The organism is Amphritea japonica ATCC BAA-1530 (assembly GCF_016592435.1).
Lineage (GTDB): Bacteria > Pseudomonadota > Gammaproteobacteria > Pseudomonadales > Balneatricaceae > Amphritea > Amphritea japonica.
Genome location: NZ_AP014545.1, coordinates 3,686,422 through 3,707,306, shown reverse-complemented (window position 1 = coordinate 3,707,306; position 20,885 = coordinate 3,686,422). Strand labels below are relative to the sequence as shown.

Sequence of the window (20,885 nt, the reverse complement as noted above, 5' to 3'; positions counted from 1 at the left end):
GAAGAATAAAAAGGAGAAGGACCATGAAACAGGTATTTAAAATGGCGCCGTTGGCCGTCGCAGTTGCTGCACTTAGTTTTTCAGGTTTCGCCCTTGCAGAAGGCAACTCTCGTGGCGGCTCTGGGGCCCACCTAAGTAAGCATGTCCATGTGAAAAAAAGTGTTGAATATTCAGGTGATGTTGCGATCACAGGCCGTATTCGTGTTGATTCTCTGGGTATGGCAGTGGTTGATCAGGAACAGGATAGTGATAATAACCTGACCATAAATGACCGTGTGGATAACTCTGCAACACTTGACGGTAACGCGCTTAAGGGTGCTAAAGGTAATATTGGTGTGAACATCAGTGCCGGTGATCATAACGTACAGAGTAATGCCGCAGCGTTGGCTGCCGCTGATGCAGGGTTTGTATTTGGCTCCGCCGATGCTGAAATCTTTATGGATCAGAATGCGGAAGATAATGTCGCTTTCAACTGGGGGACTATCAATACCGCTGACTTTAGCGGCAATGCGCTAGAGAATGCCCGGGGTAATATCGGAGTAAATATTGCGGCGGGTAGTAGTAACGTCCAGGCAAACTCTTTTGCCGGCTCAGTTGCTTCAGGCTCTATGGGTGAGGCGACGGTATCGGTTGCTCAGGAAACCGAAAATAATCAGGTTCATAACCTGCCTGAAGAAACCCATGAAATAATTACCACTCAGGTCTCTATGAATGGTGCTATGGGCGGTAGTTATAACGGTTCTGGTAACGGAGGTTATAGCGGTACAAATTCAGGTGCTAGCTACAGTGGTGTTAATAGCGCTGCTCGCTACAGTGGTAGTAATGGTCCTGCAACGTATTCAGGCACTTCAAGCCAGAGCAATGATGTTTATCCAGAAGTTTGGATTAATGGTGATGGCCATGAGCAGGGGGGCGGTACCTCTTACTGGGGGCATCTTGATTTTGATAACGATAATGTTTCACCCGGCGGTGATAATGACGATCCAGGTCGCTTTGAATTCACTGAAAGTGGCACTATTTCAGGTTCAGGAGAAAGAGGTGTTGTTTCCGCTCATGGTGAAAGAGGCCGTATTGGTCCGAGCAGAGAGAGAGGCCGTATTGGTTTCTCTGAAGCAGGTACGCAATCTCTTAGTGGAACCTTTACCGGTAGTGTTGAGCACTTGGTTAGCCGTTACGTGCGGCATGAGAACAACGCAGCAATGGGTGATAATGCATTACGTGGTGCGAAGGGTAATATCGGTGTGAATATTACGGCCGGTACCAGTAATCTGCAAAATAATAGTCTGGCTATGACTAAGGTAGACAGTACGTCTATTACGGTTCCTTCGGGTGAATGAAGGTTCTGATAGATAGACTTTTGCTGAGATGATCTGAGCCGGGCTGTTAAATCAGCCTGGCTTTAGACTGTTATAAGTGGGCTTATTATGATGATTAGTAAGATTACTAGCAGTTTCGCCAGGATTCCAGATGCCGTTTTGGTTCTGGTGCTATTTATTAACTTCCCTGTACAGGCCGCTCAGATTGAGTTAGCTAACGTTCTTCCCGGTGGCTCAAACCTGAGTAAGCCGGTCATTAGCATGCGTGAACAACGCTATCAGCATATTATAAAACAGCAGACTGACTTTAGCTGTGGCGCAGCGGCATTGGCTACTGTGCTCAGGTACGGCTACGGCCTGCGAGTGACAGAAGAAGATATGCTGGATGGTCTGTTTGCCGTTAGTGATATTGAACAAGTTCGAGCACAGGGATTTTCGCTACTAAATATTAAACACTATCTGGAGCGCGTGGGTATGCGTGGCCGGGGTTATAAAGTTGAACCTGATACTCTGCAAGGAATAAAGATACCAACCATTGTTCTGCTGGATCTCAAAGGTTATAAGCACTTCGTTGTATTAAAGAAGACCGAAGAGAACCTTGTCTATCTGGCTGATCCGGCTTTGGGTAATAAAATCATGCCTATAGATGATTTTTTATCGAGTTGGAACGGTATTGTCTTTGCTGTCATTGGGCGTGGATTCAATAAGTCATCTGTTTTGATTAATCCACAGCGTCAACTAACCGCCCGGAGCTTAAGCAATACATTCGCACCTCTGAGTGACGCGCAGTTACTGGAACATGGTTTTCGCCATGCCGAACTGTTTTAACTTCCCGAAAGGGAGGAGTAAGTCATGAACAGCTGTCAATGGAATACAAGAATAGGAGTAACAGCAGGATCGGCAATTGTAAGTTTGTTTTTATTGTTGCCAAATAATTCAAATGCGGCCCAACAAACAGGCCCTTTTGGTTTACAAGGAGGAGTAGTAAGTGATGTTGAACTTGCCGCAATGCGAGGACGATTTGTCGATGGTCGCAAAGTAGCATTTTTTGGTATACGTATGCGTACGGACTGGCAACGCCAGGGGGGGCGCGACTTTAATATGGAGATGCGTGTCAATTTTGATTTTGGTCGTGATCGCTACCGCCCGCATATGACGATGTACCGTAGTCGAAATATTGGCTTGTCAGTGCCGTCGGAAGAGGTGCTACAGTCATCTTTAGATAATGTGTCGGACAATGGTGCTCTGGAAAATATCTCCGGGGTAGTGCAGAGCATTCAGGTCGCCGGAGATAGTAATAGTGTCCACAATGCTGTCGATTGGACGGTGACCGATTCTGACATCGTTCCTGATACTGAAGGGTTGATAGAGGTAGGTGATACGGGAACTCACAGTCATCTGAGTGATGAAGGTGTTAATACCCAGGTTTCTGTAGATGCTGAAGGTGTTGGTTATCAGGTTGATATTCCTGATTTTGGTTCGGTGTCGCAGCAAATTACCCGCTCACAGTTTTCCGGCGGAAATATACTCCAGAGCACTCAGCTAAACAGCGATTTAAATCAGGTGCTTAATCGTATCGGTTTGACTGTCGAACTAAGCTCGTCGTTATCGGAGTTTCGTCCCAATGGAGTCCTCCGATCTTTGAATCATCTCAGGGGCTTATAGAGCCGTAGGCTAAATACCTGCTACTTTTAACTATGGGTATGTGCAAAGTGGTCCGTTGGATCGCTTTGCTCTTTTCGGGGGAAAGGGGGAAAACAAATGGATTACAGATCTCATTGGGGCCGGTCAGGGATGGCCGTAAGCCTGTTAAGTCTGGCGGTATGTCAGGTCGTCTTGGCTGAAGAAACCGCGACAGTAAGTGACGGAGAGCAGCTAAAATTCGAAATTAAACAATTAAAACTAATTAATGAACGACAGGCGCAAACACTTAGAGAGATGGAGCAACGGCTCTATTCGCTGGAGAGCGGCAGACAAGCTATACAAGCTGAACCTCAGAAGCAAACAGCTCAGAATGAAGTAGTGAAATCAGCCGCGCCCAGCTCCAGTGTTGATAATATAATGCAAGAGGAGCATGCGCTTTTCAGTAATAGTTTTACCGTAGAGCTGGGAATGAATTATAGCCATTACGATCGTAAGGAACTCGTGCTGGAAGGCTTTTTGGCGCTGGATGCTATCTTCTTGGGTGACATTTCGGTTGATGATATATCAGCAGATATTTATACCTTCGATGCAACGGGACGCTATAACGTCAACGACCGGTGGCAGATTGGTGCCACAGTGCCCTTTGTTTACAGGAATACATCGTTTCAACGCAATGTAAATGGTGTTGGCGCTGAAGCCACTGTGGATGAAGCTGATTTAGGCGATATTACTCTAACGTCTGCGTATAAGCTCTTTAATGAAACGGCTAGCAGGCCAGATATAGTCTGGAACCTGAGTATTAAAGCTCCTACCGGCAGTCATCCTTATGGAACACCAACAGTCACCAAGTCAGTAACCAACGCTAGCGGCACCGATACAGTTACTTATCCCAAAGAGCTGCCTACCGGAAGTGGTTTATGGAGTATCAGCAATAGTCTGTCTTTTGTAAAAACGACGGATCCCGCCATTCTGTTTGCCAATGTGGGTTATACCTATAACCTAGATGGGAGTTTTGATGATATTAGCTCTACTTCAGGGGATCAGCCTGGGGATGTTCGTTTAGGTGACTCTGTTTTCTACGGTCTGGGAATGGCATTTGCGATGAATGAACGGATGAGTATGAGTTTGTCAGTCTCACAGAGAATCAGTCAAAAAAGTGAGACGCGGCTGGAAGGAAGTGAATGGAAAGATATCTTTGGTAGTGATGGTAATGCGGCGACCTTTAATGCCGGCGTTACTTATGCTTTGAGCGATAAGCTATCAATGTCAACCACTCTGGGTATTGGCCTCACCCCCGATGCTCCTGACTTCTCTCTCGGAGTAAAATTCCCCTATCGCTTTTAAATTATGAAATTCTCGGGCCAGAGATGGCCCGGATATTCTTTACTGAGTAAGTATCCACTATAATGGCGGCTTCTCTGGAATTATTGATGGTTTGCCTGTGTTGGGTCGTATTGCAGTTTTATGGGGTTTTGCTGGTATTGCCTTTATTTTTGGCAATGCAATTCTTCGCCTCGGAGTTATCGGATTTGATACTTTCCTGTTCTCGTTAAGCTGGTATCACTGGGCCGCGTTAGTTATTAGCGTTGTGTTTATGGGGTTTGCAGAGGGTTATAAGGGGTTCCAGCGAGGTTACTCTCCCCGGGTCGCTGCCCGGTTGTTATTTCTGCGGGATAATGTCACGCCGGTACGTTTTATTTTCGCACCATTGTTCTGTATGGGTTTTTTCGATATAAAGCGCAAGCGTATGATTGTCAGTTATTGTCTGCTGGTGGGTATTTTACTTCTGGTGCAGCTTGTTCATATGCTCGAGCAGCCCTGGCGCGGGATTGTAGATCTGGGTGTAGTGGTCGGTCTGACCTGGGGTAGCACATCAATTATTTTGTTTACATTGAAAGCGTTTTTAACCGATCGTTTTGAGCACTCCCCCGAGATGCCTTAACACAGCCGACTTGATATTAAGTGCAAAAAAAACCGCCATCAGGCGGTTTTTTTTATTGAGACGATAGTGCTTATGATCCAAGAAATAGCTTATAGGCGGGGTTTTCTGTCTCTTCCCAGTAGTTGTAACCGATATCATCGAGGAACTCGGAGACCTGAGGGTGTTCTTCTGCTGGCACTTGCAGACCTACCAGAACACGACCATAGGCGGCGCCATGGTTGCGATAATGGAACATCGAGATGTTCCAGCGCCCCCCCAGTTTTTTGAGGAAGTTCATTAGCGCACCCGGGCGTTCCGGGAACTCAAAACGATAGAGAATTTCATTGGTGACTGACTCCGGCGCACGACCGCCTACCATGTAGCGCACATGGAGTTTAGCCATCTCGTTATCGGACAGATCGATGACTTTGTAGGACTCATGCTTGAGATCTTCGATCAGCTCTCTACGGCCATCACCGCCATTGCGCAGTTGTACGCCGACAAAGATCTGTGCATCCTCATCATCAGCATAACGGTAGTTAAACTCGGTAATATTACGGTTACCCAGGTCGTTACAGAACTGCTTAAAACTGCCCGGTTTTTCTGGGATTTTAACGGCGATAATTGCTTCGCGGTTTTCACCTAATTCAGAACGCTCAGCAATATGCCGTAACCGATCGAAGTTAACATTTGCACCGCTATCGATTGCGATCAGCGTCGCGTCTTCAACCTCATCCCGAGCGACGTACTTTTTCATGCCTGCGACGGCTAGTGCTCCGGCCGGCTCTGTTATTGAACGGGTGTCTTCAAAAATATCCTTGATGGCCGCACAGATCTCATCGGTATTCACGGTGATGACTTCATCGACATACTGGCGACAGAGATCGAAAGTATTTTCTCCGATCTGAGCGACAGCGACACCGTCTGCAAAGATACCCACCTGTGGCAGGATAACCCGCTCACCGGCTTCAAGGGCTGCTTTAAGGCAAGCGGAGTCTTCCGATTCAACACCGATCACCTTGGTTTCCGGGCGCAGGTATTTAATATACACGGCAATCCCGGAAATCAGTCCGCCACCACCGACCGGTACAAATACCGCATCGATATGACCGCTTTCCTGGCGCAGTAGCTCCATTGCGATGGTACCCTGACCGGCGATCACATCGACATCATCATAGGGATGAACGTAAGTCAGACCGCGTTCTTTAACCAGTTTCATGGAGTGAGCTGCTGCTTCATCAAAGGCCGCACCATGCAACACAACTGTGGCCCCCAGAGCCCGGACATTGTTAATCTTTATGTCCGGCGTGGTCTTAGGCATGACGATAGTGGCGTCGACACCCAGAATTTTGGCAGACAGTGCCAGTCCCTGAGCATGATTGCCGGCGGATGCGGCAATAACTCCGCGCTGACGTTCTTCTTCAGACAGTTGGGCCATTTTATTGTAGGCGCCACGGAGCTTGAAGGAGAACACCGGTTGCAGATCTTCCCGCTTCAGCAGCACTCGGTTACCCAGCCGCTTGCTGAGACTCATCGCCTCATCCAGTGGGGTTTCGATTGCGGCATCATAGACGCGGGCATCAAGAATTTTCTTTATATATCGGTGTGCCATCGGGTGCTTTCAGTTAGTTGCTGTGATCCGAAATGGAGCTCAGTATGAATTTAGCCTTAAATGGTAATCTTTGAGGCGGTTTTCGTCTATAAGATATCGCCTAATCCGCGTATAATCACCGCCAGATATCGACATTTATACGGGTTTCCCACACTATGACACAGGATGAGATGAAACTGGCAGTTGCTCAGGCTGCCGTTGCTTATATCCAGCCAAAACTCAGCCGTGATTCGATCGTTGGCGTTGGCACCGGTTCCACCGCGAATTTTTTTATTGATGAACTGGCAAAAATTAAATCGTTGTTTGAAGCGGCAGTCGCCAGCTCTGAAGCGACGGCTGAACGCCTGCGAAGCCACGGTATCGAAGTTTATGATATGAACTCTGTTGATCAAATGGAGGTATATGTTGATGGTGCTGATGAATTTGATGGTCGACTGAATCTGATTAAAGGCGGTGGTGCTGCTCTTACCCGTGAGAAGATTGTTGCTGATGTGGCTAAAGAGTTTGTCTGTATCGTTGATGAGACTAAAAAGGTTGATCTGTTAGGCGGTTTTCCGTTACCGGTTGAAGTCATCCCGATGGCGCGTTCACAGGTTGCGCGTGAACTGGTTAAACTGGATTGCATGCCGGTTTACCGGGATGGCGTTGTAACTGATAACGGTAACGTTATTCTTGATCTGCATGGACTTGAGATTGAACAGCCCGAAGCGCTGGAAACTCAGATTAATAACATCGTCGGTGTGGTGACTAATGGACTGTTTGCCCGTCGAGGCGCGAATGTTGTGCTGATGGGTACGCCTGAAGGTGTTGAGACTTTAACCTGTTAATTCAGTGTTAACGTTCAGAAAATAAAAAAGGCCTTCATATGAAGGCCTTTTTTATTTTAAACCGTAGCAGCTTACCACTGGACAATTTGAGTCCAGCCGATGATTGCTGGCATGCAGATCCATGCCAGGGCACCGGTATTGATCAGGAACCAGATTGGGCCTGAGCTGTCACGGAAGCTTTCGTCATGGTTTGCCATGATACGTCACCCGTAAGTCGTTGATAGAACTGTTTTGAATCGAACTGCTCCGTACCTTAAGGTATCTTTATAAGCAATTCGGCCGCGATTCTACCAGTCTGAGGCGCTGCTGAGTAGTTATAACTTGGTCTTAGTTCATTTGATCTGGCAAATCCCCGAAGTGTTCAACTCTCCTGAAAGGTTCTGCTCCGTTATGTCAGATTTCCTCTGGCGATGAATAAGCTGCTAATATCATAGAACAATGTTAGATGAATAGATGGGCTGACTATGAGTGTTAAGGGTTTCTTACAGGGCAGTATTATCACCCTATTGGCGTTTTTTTTGTTACTTCATACTTCTATTCAATTGGGCAGAGACTTTGCTGTTCAATGGTTGCTTGATCAGGGGGCGAGTAGTGCCCGTATTCACTCTTTATCGGTGAACTGGTTTACCGGCCGCGTCACTCTGCAAGGGGTCTCAGTGATTACCCCAGATCAGCCCGAGCTAAAGCTGGGCCGGTTGATCGTCGATCTGGATTATTCATCATTGTTGGAACAACGCATTCTGATTAGTGACCTGATACTTGAAGAGGGACGTATTGATCTGCGTGAAGAGGTGCTCGCAGAGTCCAGCCGCTTCTATATAGGTCCGATCGCTCTACCAGCCCCAGCCGCTGAAGAGTCCTCAGAACCGGATGAGCCTTCTTCTCTGTTATTTGGTTTAAATCGTCTCAGCATTGCTGACTTTAGCTGGCAGGCCCGGCTGAAAGAGGGCGATTATCAGCTGTCAATCGACAACGGTAACCTGGATACCTTCTATATGTGGCAGGAAGAGGCGATCACTAATCTCTCTCTTAACGGTGCGATTAATGGTGCTCCTTTTAGCCTGGACACAAAGGCTCAGCCGCTGACAGCAGCGAAGCGTTCCGAGTTGCATATCAAACTCGATCAACTGCCAATCCATTCCTTTTCTGCGCCCTTTGTGCCTGAGTTGCGAGCGACGCTCACTACCGATCTGAAATTAACGGCGATGATGGGAGAGAGCATTACAATTGCTCAAAGTGGCAGTTTTCGGGTAGATAACTTTAGCTGGAATCAGACTGACCTTGATGTTAGTCAGCAGTTACTTACATGGAAGGGAACGACTGACGTGGTTCTTCGCTCAGGAAAACCGGAGTCAGTCGCGCTGGATGGGGCGTTGAAACTGGCAGGGCTCGAGCTTTCTGCCGAGGCGATGTCGGTAAATGTGAAAGCGGGTAACTGGCAGGGCTCAACAGGATTGGCTTTTAATGAGTCTGGTCTGGATAAAGTCGATGTTAAGGGGCAGCTGACGGCGGATGAGTTGATCTATCAACAGCCAGAACGGATGCAGGCAAGTGTTGCGAATACCGATTGGCAAGGTGCGGTTTCACTGTTGCTACAGGAACAGCCTCTGGTTATTAACAGCGATGAAGGTGAGCTCTCTCTCTCGCAGGTGCAGGTTAAGGCGTTAAAGGATGATCAGGTATTGCTGACGTTAGCTGACGCCCGGCTGAAAGCTATCAAACTGGCTCTGCCAAAAGAAGTCAGCGTTGCTGGCCTCAAAGGGAGCGGGCTGAAGGTTGCTCCAGCAGCGGATAATACTCTGGCGCAGCTGAACATGGATATTACGAACACTCGTTTTCAGTTAGGTAAGGCGTTGATGATTGAACGGGTTTCGCTGCAGAACTTGCTGGTTCAGGAACAACTGAGCGGAGATAAGAAACCGGTTAATGTTGAGCGTTTGCAGGCCGGGTTAAACAGCTTGAGTGAAACAGAGGTCGTTAGATCGCCTGGCGATGAATCTGAACCATCATCAGAATCTGCTCTGCGAATACAGGTGAGCGAGTTACTGGTGAATGGTGAGAGTAAGGTAATGTTTACTGATAACAGCACCGAGCCTGCTTTTAACAGTGAAGTTCAAATCATTAAAGCTCAGTTGCTAGGGTTGGATAGCGGCAGTAAAACTCCCGCAAAATTTGACCTGGGCCTCAAATTGAATGGTTTTACGACGCTTGATCTGACGGGGGATACTAATCTGGCCGGTGGTGGAGAGAAAGCCAGTTGGAAAGGTCAGCTTAAACAGCTTGAGTTGCCTCGATTGAGCCCCTATAGCATCCAGTACACGGGTTATTATTTGCAGAATGGGCAGATGGCATTAAATAGCTCGGGTGAGTTGAGTGCTGGCAAGATTAAGGGCACTAACGAGATTAAGATACATCGACTGGAAGTTGAACCCGCTGATCAGGAACAGATGGCCAAGTTCAGTAAAAAGCTTTCAATGCCGCTGGGTACGGCTATCTCTGTTCTACAGGACGGTGATGATAATATCGATCTGGACGTACCTATTAGCGGGTCTTTAGAAGACCCCAATTTTGGATTGCAAAGTGTGGTACAGCGGTTAGCAGGAAAAGGACTTAAAAAGGCAGCATTCAGTATTCTGACAAAGTCGCTAGAGCCATACAGTACGCTAATTAGTCTGGTGGTTGATGCCGCGACCGACGGTAGTTTTATTCGTTTGGATCCAGTCTCTTTTGCCCCAGGCAGTGCTGAACTTGATGCTCACGGGCGGGGGTATCTGACTAAAATTGAGTCAATGCTGACAGAACGTAAAGGGATGCGCCTGAATATCTGTGGCCAGGCGGTACAACAAGATCAGCTGCTGCTTAAAGTGCAACTGGAAGAACAAAACAAGAAGCGTGAAAAACCACTGTCGGTTGAAAAACTGCTAGAGCAGGAGAGGGCGAGCCTGATCGAACTTGCACAACAGCGCGCTGATCGCGTGAAGCAGCAACTGATAAAGAAAGTAAAAGGCGAGCGCCTTTTTACCTGCTTTCCAGTTCCTTCATTGGCTGATCCTAAGGCGCTACCGAGTGTATCACTGGGTTTATAGTTGCAAGGAAGAGGCTACTTTAGCTTTGTTGTAGTTGTTGGTAACCACTGCGACGCCGACTGATCAGCGTCCCCAGTGTAAATATTGCGCAGCCTGTCAGAGGGAGCAGCACCCAGATGACAGGATGTAATATGAGAGGCAGTTCCAGTAACTGGAAACTGATTAATCCCGTCATTATCTCGGCCAGTACTGCGGCCATCGCGCCACTGGCAAAGCCTAGCAAAGCAAATTCCAGCAGATCTAATTGTCTTGTCTGCCGCGGAGTGCTGCCTAATACCTGTAGCAAAGCGTTCTCATGACGCCGTTGTTCTAGCTCCTGATAGAGCAGCAGTTGTACCAGAAGTAAGCCAGCACAGAGAGTGAGCCCCAATACCAGTGTCGAGGCTTGAATCAGACGGGTAATGAGTTCACTGGCCTGGTCGATCCACTGGCTGACATCGATCAGGGTGAGTGCGGGGAACTGTTTAAGCAGTTCACGACTGAGTGCGGCCTGTTCTCCGGTCAGCTTGAAGCTGGTGATATAGGTTTGTGGATACTGCGCCATCGCTTTAGGGCTAAAGATGACATAGAAATTGGGTCGGAATGAGCGCCACTCTACCTGCCGTATATTACGCACGGTTGCATTGAGTTTTTGTCCTGCTATTTCAAAACCGACTGTATCACCCAGTTTCAATCCGAGGCTTTCTGCGAGCTCCTGTTCAATTGAAATTAGGTTGTCCGGAGTCTCCGGATGCCACCATGTCCCGGCAATTACCTGATTATGCTGTGGTGCCTCAGCTGCCCAGCTGAGGTTCAGCTCTCGTTTCAGGGAGTTATGCTGCAACTGTTCCGGGGTTAAAACCTCGGCGGGTAGCTGGTCGTTAATTCGGGTGATGCGACCGCGAATCATAGGATAAAGGTTGGGTGACAGACCGGCTTGCTGGAGGAAATCACTCAGAGGCTCCAGCTCCCAGGGTTGAATATTGATCACAAACTGGTTTGGAGTGTCTTTTGGAATCTGTTCGCGCCAGCGGTCTACCAGTTCTGTCTGACTTAGAAGCAGGCTACTTAACAGTGCCAGTAACAGGCTCATAATTCCCAGTTGAATACGATGCCATTGTCGTTGTTGGCGTATACGAAAGCCCAGTAAGCGGCCTAAGCGTGAATAGCGGGCAAAGAAACGTCCGGCCGGGGGGAGAAACAAGCTGGCAAAAAGGCCCGCCACGAGAATAGTGGCAACGGTTAACAGAATAGCGACCAGTGCATTGATGATCGATCCGAGATAAAGCGCGATGACCACACCGGTCAGAAATAGAATAACCAGACGGGCAGGCCAGCTAAGCCCCTGGTGGCTAAGCTGATCTCGACGTAGTAGGCCCATAACCGGTATTCGACTGATCTGTAATAATGGTGAAAAACCAATCACTAATAACAGGGCCAGACTGAGTAATGGGCCGATCAGGGCCAATCGGTAATCCGGAGCGGGCAACCCAGCAGGCAGGATAGTTTGCAGCAGAGACCCCGTTAGCTGTAACAGAATGATACTGATAAGTGAGCCTAGTATTGCTGCCAGACTCCATCCAAAGATGAGTTTGATGAGGTAGAGGTGCAGTACCTGCTTTGGCTTTAGCCCCAAGCATTTTAATAACGCGCTTCGGCGGTATTGAACACTGCTATAGCGGCGCAGACTCAGGGTGATCAGCAGACCGCATAACAGCAAGCCAAACAGCGAGGTCATCCGTAAAAAGTTTGACGCATTTTTTAATGCACCCGCTGCCATTGGCTGATCTGCATATACGGACCAAAGGCGTTGCTGGGGCGTTAGAGCCTTGTTGAGCTGATCAGCGTACTTTCTTATCTGTGATTCAGTACCGCTGAAGAGGGTACGATAACCAATTCGACTGCCGGGTTGAACGACTTTGGTTGCCTCCAGATCCTGGCGGTTGATTAGCAGTTGCGGACTAAAGCTGCGGAACCCGTTGCCCCGATCCGGTGAACTAATAATCGCAGCGGTGATTTTGAAACTGGAGTATCCAAGACTGATAGTAGTGCCAACCTCTACCCCCATACGCTGTAATAGTTGTTGTTCGGCCCAGGCGGTGCCCGGTAAAGGCACCGGCGTTGCTTGTGGAGGATCGGTTCGCAGCTCTCCACGCAGCGGATAGGGAGCTTCCACCGCTCTGATTGAGCTGAGTAATATCTGTTCCTCGGTACTCAGCATAGAGGAGAATTGGATAACATGGGTGTATTGCAGATTGAGGGCGTCAGCTATAAAGAGTTGATCTTCTGAAACGGGTTTACTGTCGCTAAGGCTTAAGTCTGCTCCCAGTACCGAAGCGCTCTGTCGGCTGAGTCCTTGCTCTAATTGATTACCAAGTAATGTGAGGAAAGTGGCGAGCGTGGTTGCCAGTAGCAGGGCCAGTAGTAAAGCGCGCCATTCGAAGGTTCGTAAATCTGATCGGCTTTGCTTCAGGGCCAGACTGACGAGTTGCTTAGACCTCATCTTATAGCTCCAGTAACTGACCGTTGTGAAGTTGCAGGCGGCGCTGGCAACGTTGAGCCAGAGACGCGTCATGGGTGATCAGGATTAGCGTAGTGTTGAGTTGTTGATTGAGTTCAAAGAGCTGGTCGATGATTTCAGTGCCGGTCTTATCATCTAAATTGCCGGTCGGTTCGTCAGCAAAGAGCAGGCTCGGCTCAGTGGCAAAAGCCCGTGCGATAGCCACCCGTTGTTGTTCTCCGCCAGACATTTGTGCCGGCGTATGATGATGGCGCTGTTCCAGCCCAACACGGTTAAGCCAGTACCCGGCCTGTTTCAAAGGTTCGGAATGCCCCTGAATCTCCAGTGCGAGCTGCACATTATCCAGCGCGCTCAGTTCTGGTAAAAGCTGGAATGACTGAAACACAAAGCTGATGTGATTTGAACGGAGTTCCGCGCGTGATTCTTCATCCAGTCCGGACAGCGACTTGCCTAACAGCACTACATTGCCCTGACTGGGCTCATCCAACCCCGCGAGTATACTCAGCAGAGTCGATTTTCCTGCCCCGGAAGAGCCGAGGATCGCGATACTCTCGCCCGCATCGGCGCGGATACTGATATTATTAAAGATATTCAGCCCACCGTTGTCACCGGGAAAGGTTTTATTCAAGTCGGTGGCCATAAGCACAGCATTGGATTCAGGAGTCTGCATGTCGAATATACTTGGGGTCTGGTTATTACTTCTGTCTAGCTTAGCATGGAGCAGTTCCATTTTAGTGATGGGTGACAGTCTTTCTGCCGCTTATGGGATGCCTCAACAGCAGGGCTGGGTTGCACTGCTGGATCAGAAGTTAGAAAAAAATGGTTTTAGTTATGAGGTCATCAACGCCAGTATTAGCGGTGAAACGACTCATGGAGGTCTTACGCGTTTACCCAGGGCTTTGGATCAACATAAGCCTGAGCTGGTGGTGCTGGAACTCGGTGCTAACGATGGTTTGCGTGGTGCGCCGCTGGCGTTAATAGAGCGTAATCTTACTCGTCTTATTGAGCAGGCCCGTGCAGCCGGAGCTCAGGTGTTACTGCTGGAAATGCGGATTCCACCTAATTACGGTCCCCGGTACAGTGATGGTTTTTCGGCGTTATTTGAGACGGTAGCGCAACAGCAGGAAGTGCCGATGATTCCTTTTTTTATGGCCCCAGTCGTTTTACAGCCTGAATTAATGCAAGCGGATGGCTTACATCCTAATGCAAAAGCCCAACCGGTGTTGCTGGACCAGCTATGGCTGCCTCTGATCGGGTTGCTTCAATCTCCCTCTCAGGTCCGGCAAGAAGGGGGATGATAGCGATGATTCGAGTGCCGCGATCGTGGTTGTGGCGGATTTGAAATACTCCATCTAACGCTCTGACCCGTTCGCGCATTCCTATGAGGCCAAAGCCCTTCTTGAATGCCTCGGTTTCAATGTCGAAGCCGATGCCGTCATCACTGATCATTATCTCTAGTCGGTCGCCGTTGATCTCTTTGCGATTACCTTTGGATACTCTATGGATATCAATCCAGACATTACGGGCTTTGGCATATTTGATAATGTTACTGAATGCTTCCTGGGTCAGTCTGAACAGAGTGATATTGTAGTCTTCTGACATCTCATTCAGTGCCCCCCTAAAGTCAGTATGCAGTGCTATTCCATGTTCATTAAAACGGGTGGAAATAATGCACTCCTGAAGGGCGTCAACCAGTCCCAGATCATCCAGTGCAGAGGGGCGCAGTGTGCGCATCATGCCGTAAGTGACGTCGTATATATTCTGTGCAATCGCATCGATCGATTCCGCCGTCTGATTCACAATGCTGCTCTCTTCGGGGTGGATACGTTTGAGTATTTTAGCATCGGTCCGAATGGCGGTTAGAGACTGCCCCAGTTCATCATGGAGTTCTCTGGACAGGTTACGGCGTTCACGCTCTTGTACGGCGAGGACCTGATGTGTCAGGCGACGATTTTCTATCAACTGCTCCCTGAGCTCACGGGTACGGGTATGAATACGGGTTTCAAGCTGCTGTCGTTCAGTATTAAGCGTGGCGTAGAGCGTCGAATGCTCTATCGCTGTTTGAACTTTCTGACGCAGGTAGGCCATTAACAGGATATATACCGCAAGTGAGCAGCAGAGAAGAATCATTAACGTACTCAGGTTGATGTTTTTTAGTCCAAACTGGTGGGAAATCTGTAGCTGGAAGGATTGCCCGAAGCGGTTAATGGTGCGCTGTTCCTCTAATTGCGGCAGCCAGGACGTTGGCTGGATGTCCTGATCTGACAGATGCTGGTCAAGTATCAGGCCGCTCTCATCCATTAACTTAATACTGCTGTGCTTTGAGAGGAAATTTGTATTGGGAAGCATTCCCTCAATATTAATCACTAATGATGCGATATATAGGTTGAGGCCTGAGGGAGGAGTATTACGCTCAAAGAATGCTAAGAAAAGCCCATAAGCATTCTGTTGCTCGTCCAGTTTGAACGAGGGAGAGGTAATGGGTTGATGGTATTTTCGGGCAAAACGTATGGTGTTCGCGAAAACGGGATCGGACAACAGGTCTTTCTTTAGCAGGTAGCGGGTATCGGGGTTTAAAGGCTCTATAAATGTAATAGGGAAACGCGCATTGAACTCATCGCTGGTGGGGTCTAAATTATACTCTGTGGCCTTGCCGTAGCTGGTAGTGAAGGGCACTTGCTGTTGCTGTATCTGTAGTCGTTCTATATGCGGATACCGCTTGCGCATTTCGTTGGCAAAGCTGCGGATCGCTTCATGATCGTTGGGTAATGAGGAGACCAGAACGCTGAAACTTTGTAGTAGTACTTCGTTTATATAGGCTTTTTCATAAACGGATGCGTAGACGAATTGTGCATCGTTGCTGACACTTTTCTTCAGATTAGTGTAATCGGCGTAAAGGCTTAGCCCAACCATAATTAAGGTAAGCAGGAGCCAGCCGGTTGTAATAAACGGGAAAAAATTTCGTTGCATGATCTATTTTAAGTTCCGTAACCGGTTTTATGAAATCCATATCATCTGCCTAGTGTAAACTATTTTGTTCCGGAGCAAAAAAAAAGACACCCTAAGGTGTCTTTTTCAGTCTGATGTTATCAGTCATTAAGCAGCAAGGTTCTGGTTAACAAAGTCCCAGTTAACCAGTGCCCAGAAACCTTTCAGGTAGTCGGGGCGAACGTTACGATAATCGATATAGTAAGCGTGTTCCCACAGATCGACTGTCATTAGAGCAGTCTGACCGTTAGTCATCGGAGTACCGGCATTGCTGGTGTTAACGATTTCCAGTGAGCCATCAGCATTTTTAACCAACCAGGTCCAGCTTGAACCGAAGTTGTTTACAGCTTTGTCGTTCAGTTCTTCCTGGAATGCTGCGAATGAACCCCATTTAGCGTTGATTGCATCAGCAACCGCGCCTGTTGGCTCGCCGCCACCATTTGGTGACAGGCAGTTCCAGTAGAAAGTGTGGTTCCAGATCTGAGCTGCGTTATTGAATACGCCGCCAGCTGGCGCTGACATGATGATCTCTTCAAGAGATTTATTTTCGTATTCAGTTCCTGGTACCAGTCCATTCAGCTTAACAACATATGTGTTGTGGTGTTTGCCGTGGTGGAAGTCCAGAGTTTCCGCAGAGATGTGAGGTTCCAGTGCATCTTTGGCGAATGGCAGTGCTGGTAGTTCAAAGCTCATAAGTAGTTACCTTTTAGTGTCAGGTTCAGCATAGATAGTGAATCTGTAATATAAATTGGGTCATTGTTGTAATATTTCAAGCGCTGCAGACCTCCCAAGGCCTGTTTGTGCAGAATCATAGCATCCTTAAAAGACGTTTTCATTGCCCGTAAAACCCCTTATTTCAAATGGAGAAATCCAGGGTGGGTCTATTTATATCAGACTAAAGTTTGCTGACAGATGTATTAGAGCTGTTAGAATCGATCTCCCGATCATAATTAGACAGCAGGCGACTAGCGGCTATGGGTAAAGTTTTTCTTTGGATTGCAGCTGTATTGCTGGTGGTGTTTACGGTAAAAACTCAATATCTGACGTCAACAACCTGGACGCCATTTAAAGAGGGGTGCATGGCGGGAGGAACCGCAACCGAAGCGCAGTGCAGCTGTCTGTCGGATTATGTGCATAAGAATTTCAGTGATAAAGATGTCGAACGTATTATGCAGGGTACTATTACTGACCCAGCGGTACAGCGAAAAGTTGAAGAGACGGTTCGTGTCGGCGCGCGGGCGTGTAAAGCGCCATAGTCCTGAGCTAGCGGGTTCAGGTGGAGGGCTTTGCTCCCAGCAGTTGCCGGGGGAAGCCCGGATCACCCAGAGCAAAGAAATCAGGGTTCAGCAGACTGGGCTTATTGTATCTCAGCGGCTGAAGATCATCGCCACTCAGCATCATCCCTCCGGCGGCTTCCAGAATTGCCTGCGCGGCCGCAGTATCCCATTCACAGGTAGGGTATAGGCGAGGGTATAGGTCAGCTGAGCCTTCTGCGATAACGCACATTTTCAGTGAGCTGCCGTAGTTGTCAATCTGAAGCGGACCAAACTGCTGAGCTACTTTTTCCAGAAAAGGCAGGTCCCGATCGTTTTTATGGCGTCGGCTGGCCAGTACTTTGACGGGTTGCTGCAGCGGCCGACATTGAAGTGGCTGAGAAGGCTGCCCTGGAATCAGTTTAACGGGCGCCATCTGCTGACCTCCAATGTAGCAGATGCCGGACACTGGCAGACAGATCACGCCGAAGACTGGGTGGCCGTTATGAATCAGAGCGATGTTAACGGTGAACTCATCGTTGCGGCGGATAAACTCCTTAGTCCCGTCCAATGGATCAATCATCCAGAAGCTTTCCCAATGCTGCCTGCTTGAGTACGGAACCTCAGTATCCTCTTCGCTGAGTTGTGGGAGCTTGGGGGTTAATTGTGCCAGACCCTTTTTAATTATTTCATGAGCCGCAAGGTCGGCCTCTGTGAGGGGGGACTTATCAGCTTTTTCCTGAATTCCGTGATCGTCCCGGCGGTAAACCTGCATAATAGCTTCGCCCGCCTGCCGGGCTACGCCCAGAACGGCGTTATAGAGAGTCTGCTGATTCATCGAGAGGGCCTTTATTCGTTTTTCTGGAGCTGTTCTCTGACCATGTAGAGGGCAGCAATTGCTCTGGCTTCGGAAAAATCATCCCGGCGAAACAGCTCATCCAGCTGGCTAATGGGCCAGCGAACCACTTCCATCTCTTCAGGTTCGTCGCCTTGTAAACGACAAGGGAACAGTCCTTGCGCGAGTACTGTCGTGATTTTGTGTCCCATGTAATTGGGGGCAGACGTCATCTGCTTGATGAACGTGAGATGCTCGGCGCCGAAACCAGCTTCCTCCTTCAGCTCTCTGTTAGCCGCTTGAAAGGCGTCTTCGCCAGGATCGATCAGGCCCTTAGGCAGAGTGAGCAGATAGTCTTCAAGGCCTACAGCGTACTCCTTAATCAGTAGTACGTTTTGTGCTTCATCGATGGCTGCGATCATGACTGCGCCTCGGCCCTTATTGGCCAGGCGTTCGTAGGTACGCTCCACACCGTTAGAAAAGCGCAACTCGATCTGTTCAACCTGAAAGAGTCGGCTTTTAGTGGCGGGTGTTATCTTCAAAATATCCGGTTTTACAGGCATACTGATCCGTTCCTCGGCATTCAATGTCGTTAAGGAGTCTGCGAGCAGGCTCCTTAATCTTAACCTGAGGCGCTGGCTTTTTATATGGATTGGCAAAATATTGATACGGTGCTTCTGGATATGGATGGCACCCTTTTAGACCTGCACTTTGATACGTTTTTCTGGCTTGAGCATCTGCCTGTTCGCTATGCCGAGCTACACAGTATTGACAGGGTAGAGGCGACTCAGTGGTTGCATGAGCGGATTATGCAGGAGCAGGGAACTCTGAACTGGTACTGCCTGGACTACTGGTCCCGTGAACTTAATGTAGATATTAAAGCACTGAAAACTGAGATTCGGGAACGGATCGCTTTTCGCCCCCATGTTCACGATTTTCTGGAGCACCTGAAGGGAGAAGGCATCCGACGGGTTATTGTGACCAATGCGCATCGGGATAGTCTGACACTGAAATTAGAAGAGACAGGGCTGGATCAGCTGGTTGATCGGATTATTAGTTCTCATGATTATCAGGTAGCGAAAGAGCATCAGGGTTTCTGGCACCGGCTTCAGGAAGAGGAGCCTTTTGATCCGAGTCGAACGTTATTGGTCGATGATAGCCTGGCCGTTTTGGCTTCCGCCCGGCAATACGGTATCGCATATTTATTGAGTATTATTCAACCCGATAGTCAAAAACCTGGGCGGGATATCAGTGATTTCAACGCGATAGAACACTTTAATGAGATAATTAAAAAGTAGATGAATAAGCCTAAGCAAGAACATCATCAGGACAAGCCAAAAGCGGAAAAGAAGGTTCGGCTGGATAAATGGCTTTGGGCGGCCCGGTTTTTTAAAACCCGGGGGGCGGCTAAACAGGCGGTTGAAGGTGGCAAAGTCCATTATGAAGGTCAGCGGGGTAAGTGTAGCCGGCATGTTGAAATTGGTGCCACGCTGATTATTCGGCAGGGCTATGATGAGAAAGTCGTGGTAATTCAGGCCGTGTCTGACCAGCGGCGCGGAGCCCCCGAGGCACAGCTGCTGTATCAGGAAACAGAGGAGAGTATCAAACAGCGGGAAGAGGCTACCGCACAGCGTAAAGTGATGCGTGGGAATTTAGGCCCCGAGCATCGCCCCAACAAGAAAGATCGGCGGAAGATTATGCAGTTTAAGGATCGCTAGCCCGACAAGCGTTGTGATAAAATTTCAGTTTTTCCGGGGGCTCAGTTATTGCAACGAGTTATCGCACCGGATCGCCATTCAAAGACAGAGTTTCAGAGATCGATATGAGTAGTTCTGACCAGCTTCAAAGAGTTCTTTTCGAACAAGCAGATATCCGCAGTGTACTGACCGGATTGGAGCAGAGCTATCAACAAGCGATAGAGCATCACCAGTATCCTGCCCTGATTAATAAGTTACTGGGTGAGATGATGGCGGCAGTTAGTCTGCTGAGTGCCACGCTAAAGTTTGATGGCCGGTTATTACTCCAGGCGCAGAGTGAAAATCAGGTGAAAGTGTTGATGGCAGAGTGTAATCATCAGCGGGATTTGCGAGCGATTGCCCGCTTTGACGGAGAGCTGCCTGAGCAAGCTGAGTTCTGTGAACTGTTACGGGGTGGGCAGTTGGTCATTACGATAGAGCCAGACCAGGGTAAACGTTATCAGGGGGTGGTCCCTCTGGAAGGTGAGCAGCTGAGCGATTGTCTAGAAGCTTATTTTAGTCGTTCCGAACAATTGCCAACCCAGATTCATTTGGTTGCGGATGAGCAGCGTGCCGCGGGTTTCCTGTTACAGGTGATGCCGGCTAAAGGTGATTCTCAGACAGATTGGGAGCATTTTAGCTTTCTCGCGTCCACGCTGACCGATGAAGAGTTGCTGGAACTGGATAATGCAACAATATTGCACCGCTTGTTTCATGAAGAAGATTGTCGTCTGTATGATCCGGAAGCGTTGCAATTCAACTGTGATTGTTCCCGTAAGCGTACTGCAGATGCTCTGCGCTACCTAACACAGGATGAACTTGAAGAAATTGTCCGGGAAGAGGGTAGCATCGATGTTAATTGTCAGTTCTGTAATGAACGATATAGCTTTGATCAGGCTGATATCACCCTGATGTTCTCTGATAGTGCCAATATCAAAGGGTCAGATCAGCTACATTAAGGCAAAATTAAATTAGTAACTTAGTCTGAAGGCTTGATTGAAGGCAGATAACCAAAGAGATCTAAGCGCTTAATATTAGAACGTTTTTTTAGTATTTTTGAGCTAGTTAGGAAAGGTTCTCAATTGATGGTGTTTTGCTCGCTTTTTTGACATAATACGCCTCCTTATAACAACGGCCCCGTTGGCTTTCCGGCAGGAATTCCAAAAA

20 protein-coding genes are annotated in these 20,885 nt (G+C 48.4%); 12 read left to right on the top strand and 8 right to left on the bottom strand.

Annotation, left to right across the window (positions count from 1 at the left end; all coding sequences use genetic code 11):
• The first annotated feature begins 23 nt into the window (after window positions 1-23).
• The 5 genes from AMJAP_RS17130 to AMJAP_RS17110 all read left to right on the top strand — a co-directional run bounded on the left by AMJAP_RS17130 (window position 24) and on the right by AMJAP_RS17110 (window position 4,902).
• Window positions 24-1,337 (top strand): hypothetical protein, encoded by a 1,314-nt coding sequence (locus AMJAP_RS17130; protein WP_019622754.1) that lies wholly within the window; start codon window positions 24-26, stop codon window positions 1,335-1,337.
• 87 nt (window positions 1,338-1,424) lie between these two features.
• Window positions 1,425-2,144: a C39 family peptidase gene (locus AMJAP_RS17125; protein WP_019622755.1), complete on the top strand. Its 720-nt coding sequence runs from the start codon at window positions 1,425-1,427 to the stop codon at window positions 2,142-2,144.
• A 24-nt stretch (window positions 2,145-2,168) separates the two neighbouring features.
• Window positions 2,169-2,981 (top strand): hypothetical protein, encoded by an 813-nt coding sequence (locus tag AMJAP_RS17120; RefSeq protein ID WP_019622756.1) that lies wholly within the window; start codon window positions 2,169-2,171, stop codon window positions 2,979-2,981.
• 96 nt (window positions 2,982-3,077) lie between these two features.
• Window positions 3,078-4,304 (top strand): transporter, encoded by a 1,227-nt coding sequence (locus tag AMJAP_RS17115; protein ID WP_019622757.1) that lies wholly within the window; start codon window positions 3,078-3,080, stop codon window positions 4,302-4,304.
• A 97-nt stretch (window positions 4,305-4,401) separates the two neighbouring features.
• Complete coding sequence (locus AMJAP_RS17110; protein WP_040404898.1) at window positions 4,402-4,902, top strand: hypothetical protein; 501 nt, start codon at window positions 4,402-4,404, stop codon at window positions 4,900-4,902.
• A gap of 70 nt (window positions 4,903-4,972) precedes the next feature.
• Here the strand turns inward: AMJAP_RS17110 and ilvA are convergent, their stop codons facing one another.
• The gene (ilvA, locus tag AMJAP_RS17105) at window positions 4,973-6,493 is read right to left on the bottom strand and encodes a threonine ammonia-lyase, biosynthetic (protein WP_019622759.1); all 1,521 of its coding nucleotides are present in this window, start codon (window positions 6,491-6,493) and stop codon (window positions 4,973-4,975) included.
• A 155-nt stretch (window positions 6,494-6,648) separates the two neighbouring features.
• Between ilvA and rpiA the strand changes: the two genes are divergently transcribed.
• Window positions 6,649-7,320 carry a ribose-5-phosphate isomerase RpiA gene (rpiA, locus tag AMJAP_RS17100; RefSeq protein ID WP_019622760.1) on the top strand — a complete coding sequence of 224 codons (672 nt, stop codon included), beginning with the start codon at window positions 6,649-6,651 and terminating at the stop codon, window positions 7,318-7,320.
• A gap of 71 nt (window positions 7,321-7,391) precedes the next feature.
• Here the strand turns inward: rpiA and AMJAP_RS17805 are convergent, their stop codons facing one another.
• Window positions 7,392-7,517, bottom strand: coding sequence for a hypothetical protein (locus AMJAP_RS17805; protein WP_261872442.1), 126 nt, complete (start codon window positions 7,515-7,517; stop codon window positions 7,392-7,394).
• Between the two features lie 267 nt (window positions 7,518-7,784).
• Here AMJAP_RS17805 and AMJAP_RS17095 point away from each other — a divergent pair, with 267 nt between their 5' ends.
• On the top strand, window positions 7,785-10,406 hold the full coding sequence (locus AMJAP_RS17095; RefSeq protein ID WP_019622762.1) for a DUF748 domain-containing protein: 2,622 nt from the start codon (window positions 7,785-7,787) through the stop codon (window positions 10,404-10,406).
• Between the two features lie 19 nt (window positions 10,407-10,425).
• Here the strand turns inward: AMJAP_RS17095 and AMJAP_RS17090 are convergent, their stop codons facing one another.
• Together AMJAP_RS17090 and AMJAP_RS17085 are read right to left on the bottom strand one after the other, a co-directional pair.
• The gene (locus AMJAP_RS17090; protein ID WP_019622763.1) at window positions 10,426-12,888 is read right to left on the bottom strand and encodes an ABC transporter permease; all 2,463 of its coding nucleotides are present in this window, start codon (window positions 12,886-12,888) and stop codon (window positions 10,426-10,428) included.
• 1 nt (window position 12,889) lies between these two features.
• Entirely contained in the window at window positions 12,890-13,576 is a 687-nt protein-coding gene (locus AMJAP_RS17085; protein WP_019622764.1) for an ABC transporter ATP-binding protein, read from the bottom strand.
• Between AMJAP_RS17085 and AMJAP_RS17080 the strand changes: the two genes are divergently transcribed.
• Entirely contained in the window at window positions 13,575-14,204 is a 630-nt protein-coding gene (locus tag AMJAP_RS17080) for an arylesterase (protein WP_019622765.1), read from the top strand. The genes AMJAP_RS17085 and AMJAP_RS17080 overlap by 2 nt on opposite strands.
• Here AMJAP_RS17080 and AMJAP_RS17075 read toward each other — a convergent pair.
• Together AMJAP_RS17075 and AMJAP_RS17070 are read right to left on the bottom strand one after the other, a co-directional pair.
• The gene (locus AMJAP_RS17075) at window positions 14,107-15,876 is read right to left on the bottom strand and encodes an ATP-binding protein (RefSeq protein ID WP_019622766.1); all 1,770 of its coding nucleotides are present in this window, start codon (window positions 15,874-15,876) and stop codon (window positions 14,107-14,109) included. The genes AMJAP_RS17080 and AMJAP_RS17075 overlap by 98 nt on opposite strands.
• 126 nt (window positions 15,877-16,002) lie before the next feature.
• Window positions 16,003-16,587, bottom strand: coding sequence for a Fe-Mn family superoxide dismutase (locus tag AMJAP_RS17070; RefSeq protein WP_019622767.1), 585 nt, complete (start codon window positions 16,585-16,587; stop codon window positions 16,003-16,005).
• Window positions 16,588-16,868: 281 nt separating this feature from the next.
• On the opposite strand from AMJAP_RS17070, the gene AMJAP_RS17065 reads away from it, so the two are divergent.
• A complete protein-coding gene (locus AMJAP_RS17065) occupies window positions 16,869-17,150 on the top strand; it encodes a hypothetical protein (RefSeq protein ID WP_019622769.1) in 282 nt (93 codons plus the stop codon).
• A gap of 16 nt (window positions 17,151-17,166) precedes the next feature.
• On the opposite strand, the gene cysQ is transcribed toward AMJAP_RS17065, so the two are convergent.
• Together cysQ and nudE are read right to left on the bottom strand one after the other, a co-directional pair.
• Window positions 17,167-17,985, bottom strand: coding sequence for a 3'(2'),5'-bisphosphate nucleotidase CysQ (cysQ, locus tag AMJAP_RS17060; RefSeq protein WP_019622770.1), 819 nt, complete (start codon window positions 17,983-17,985; stop codon window positions 17,167-17,169).
• An 11-nt stretch (window positions 17,986-17,996) separates the two neighbouring features.
• Complete coding sequence (gene nudE / locus AMJAP_RS17055) at window positions 17,997-18,545, bottom strand: ADP compounds hydrolase NudE (RefSeq protein WP_019622771.1); 549 nt, start codon at window positions 18,543-18,545, stop codon at window positions 17,997-17,999.
• Between the two features lie 84 nt (window positions 18,546-18,629).
• Here nudE and yrfG point away from each other — a divergent pair, with 84 nt between their 5' ends.
• From yrfG to hslO, 3 genes are all read left to right on the top strand, one after another.
• Window positions 18,630-19,280, top strand: a complete 651-nt coding sequence (yrfG, locus tag AMJAP_RS17050) for a GMP/IMP nucleotidase (RefSeq protein WP_019622772.1) — start codon at window positions 18,630-18,632, stop codon at window positions 19,278-19,280.
• Window positions 19,281-19,700, top strand: coding sequence for a ribosome-associated heat shock protein Hsp15 (hslR, locus tag AMJAP_RS17045; RefSeq protein ID WP_019622773.1), 420 nt, complete (start codon window positions 19,281-19,283; stop codon window positions 19,698-19,700).
• 104 nt (window positions 19,701-19,804) lie between these two features.
• Window positions 19,805-20,677 carry an Hsp33 family molecular chaperone HslO gene (gene hslO / locus AMJAP_RS17040; RefSeq protein ID WP_019622774.1) on the top strand — a complete coding sequence of 291 codons (873 nt, stop codon included), beginning with the start codon at window positions 19,805-19,807 and terminating at the stop codon, window positions 20,675-20,677.
• Window positions 20,678-20,885: the final 208 nt, after the last annotated feature.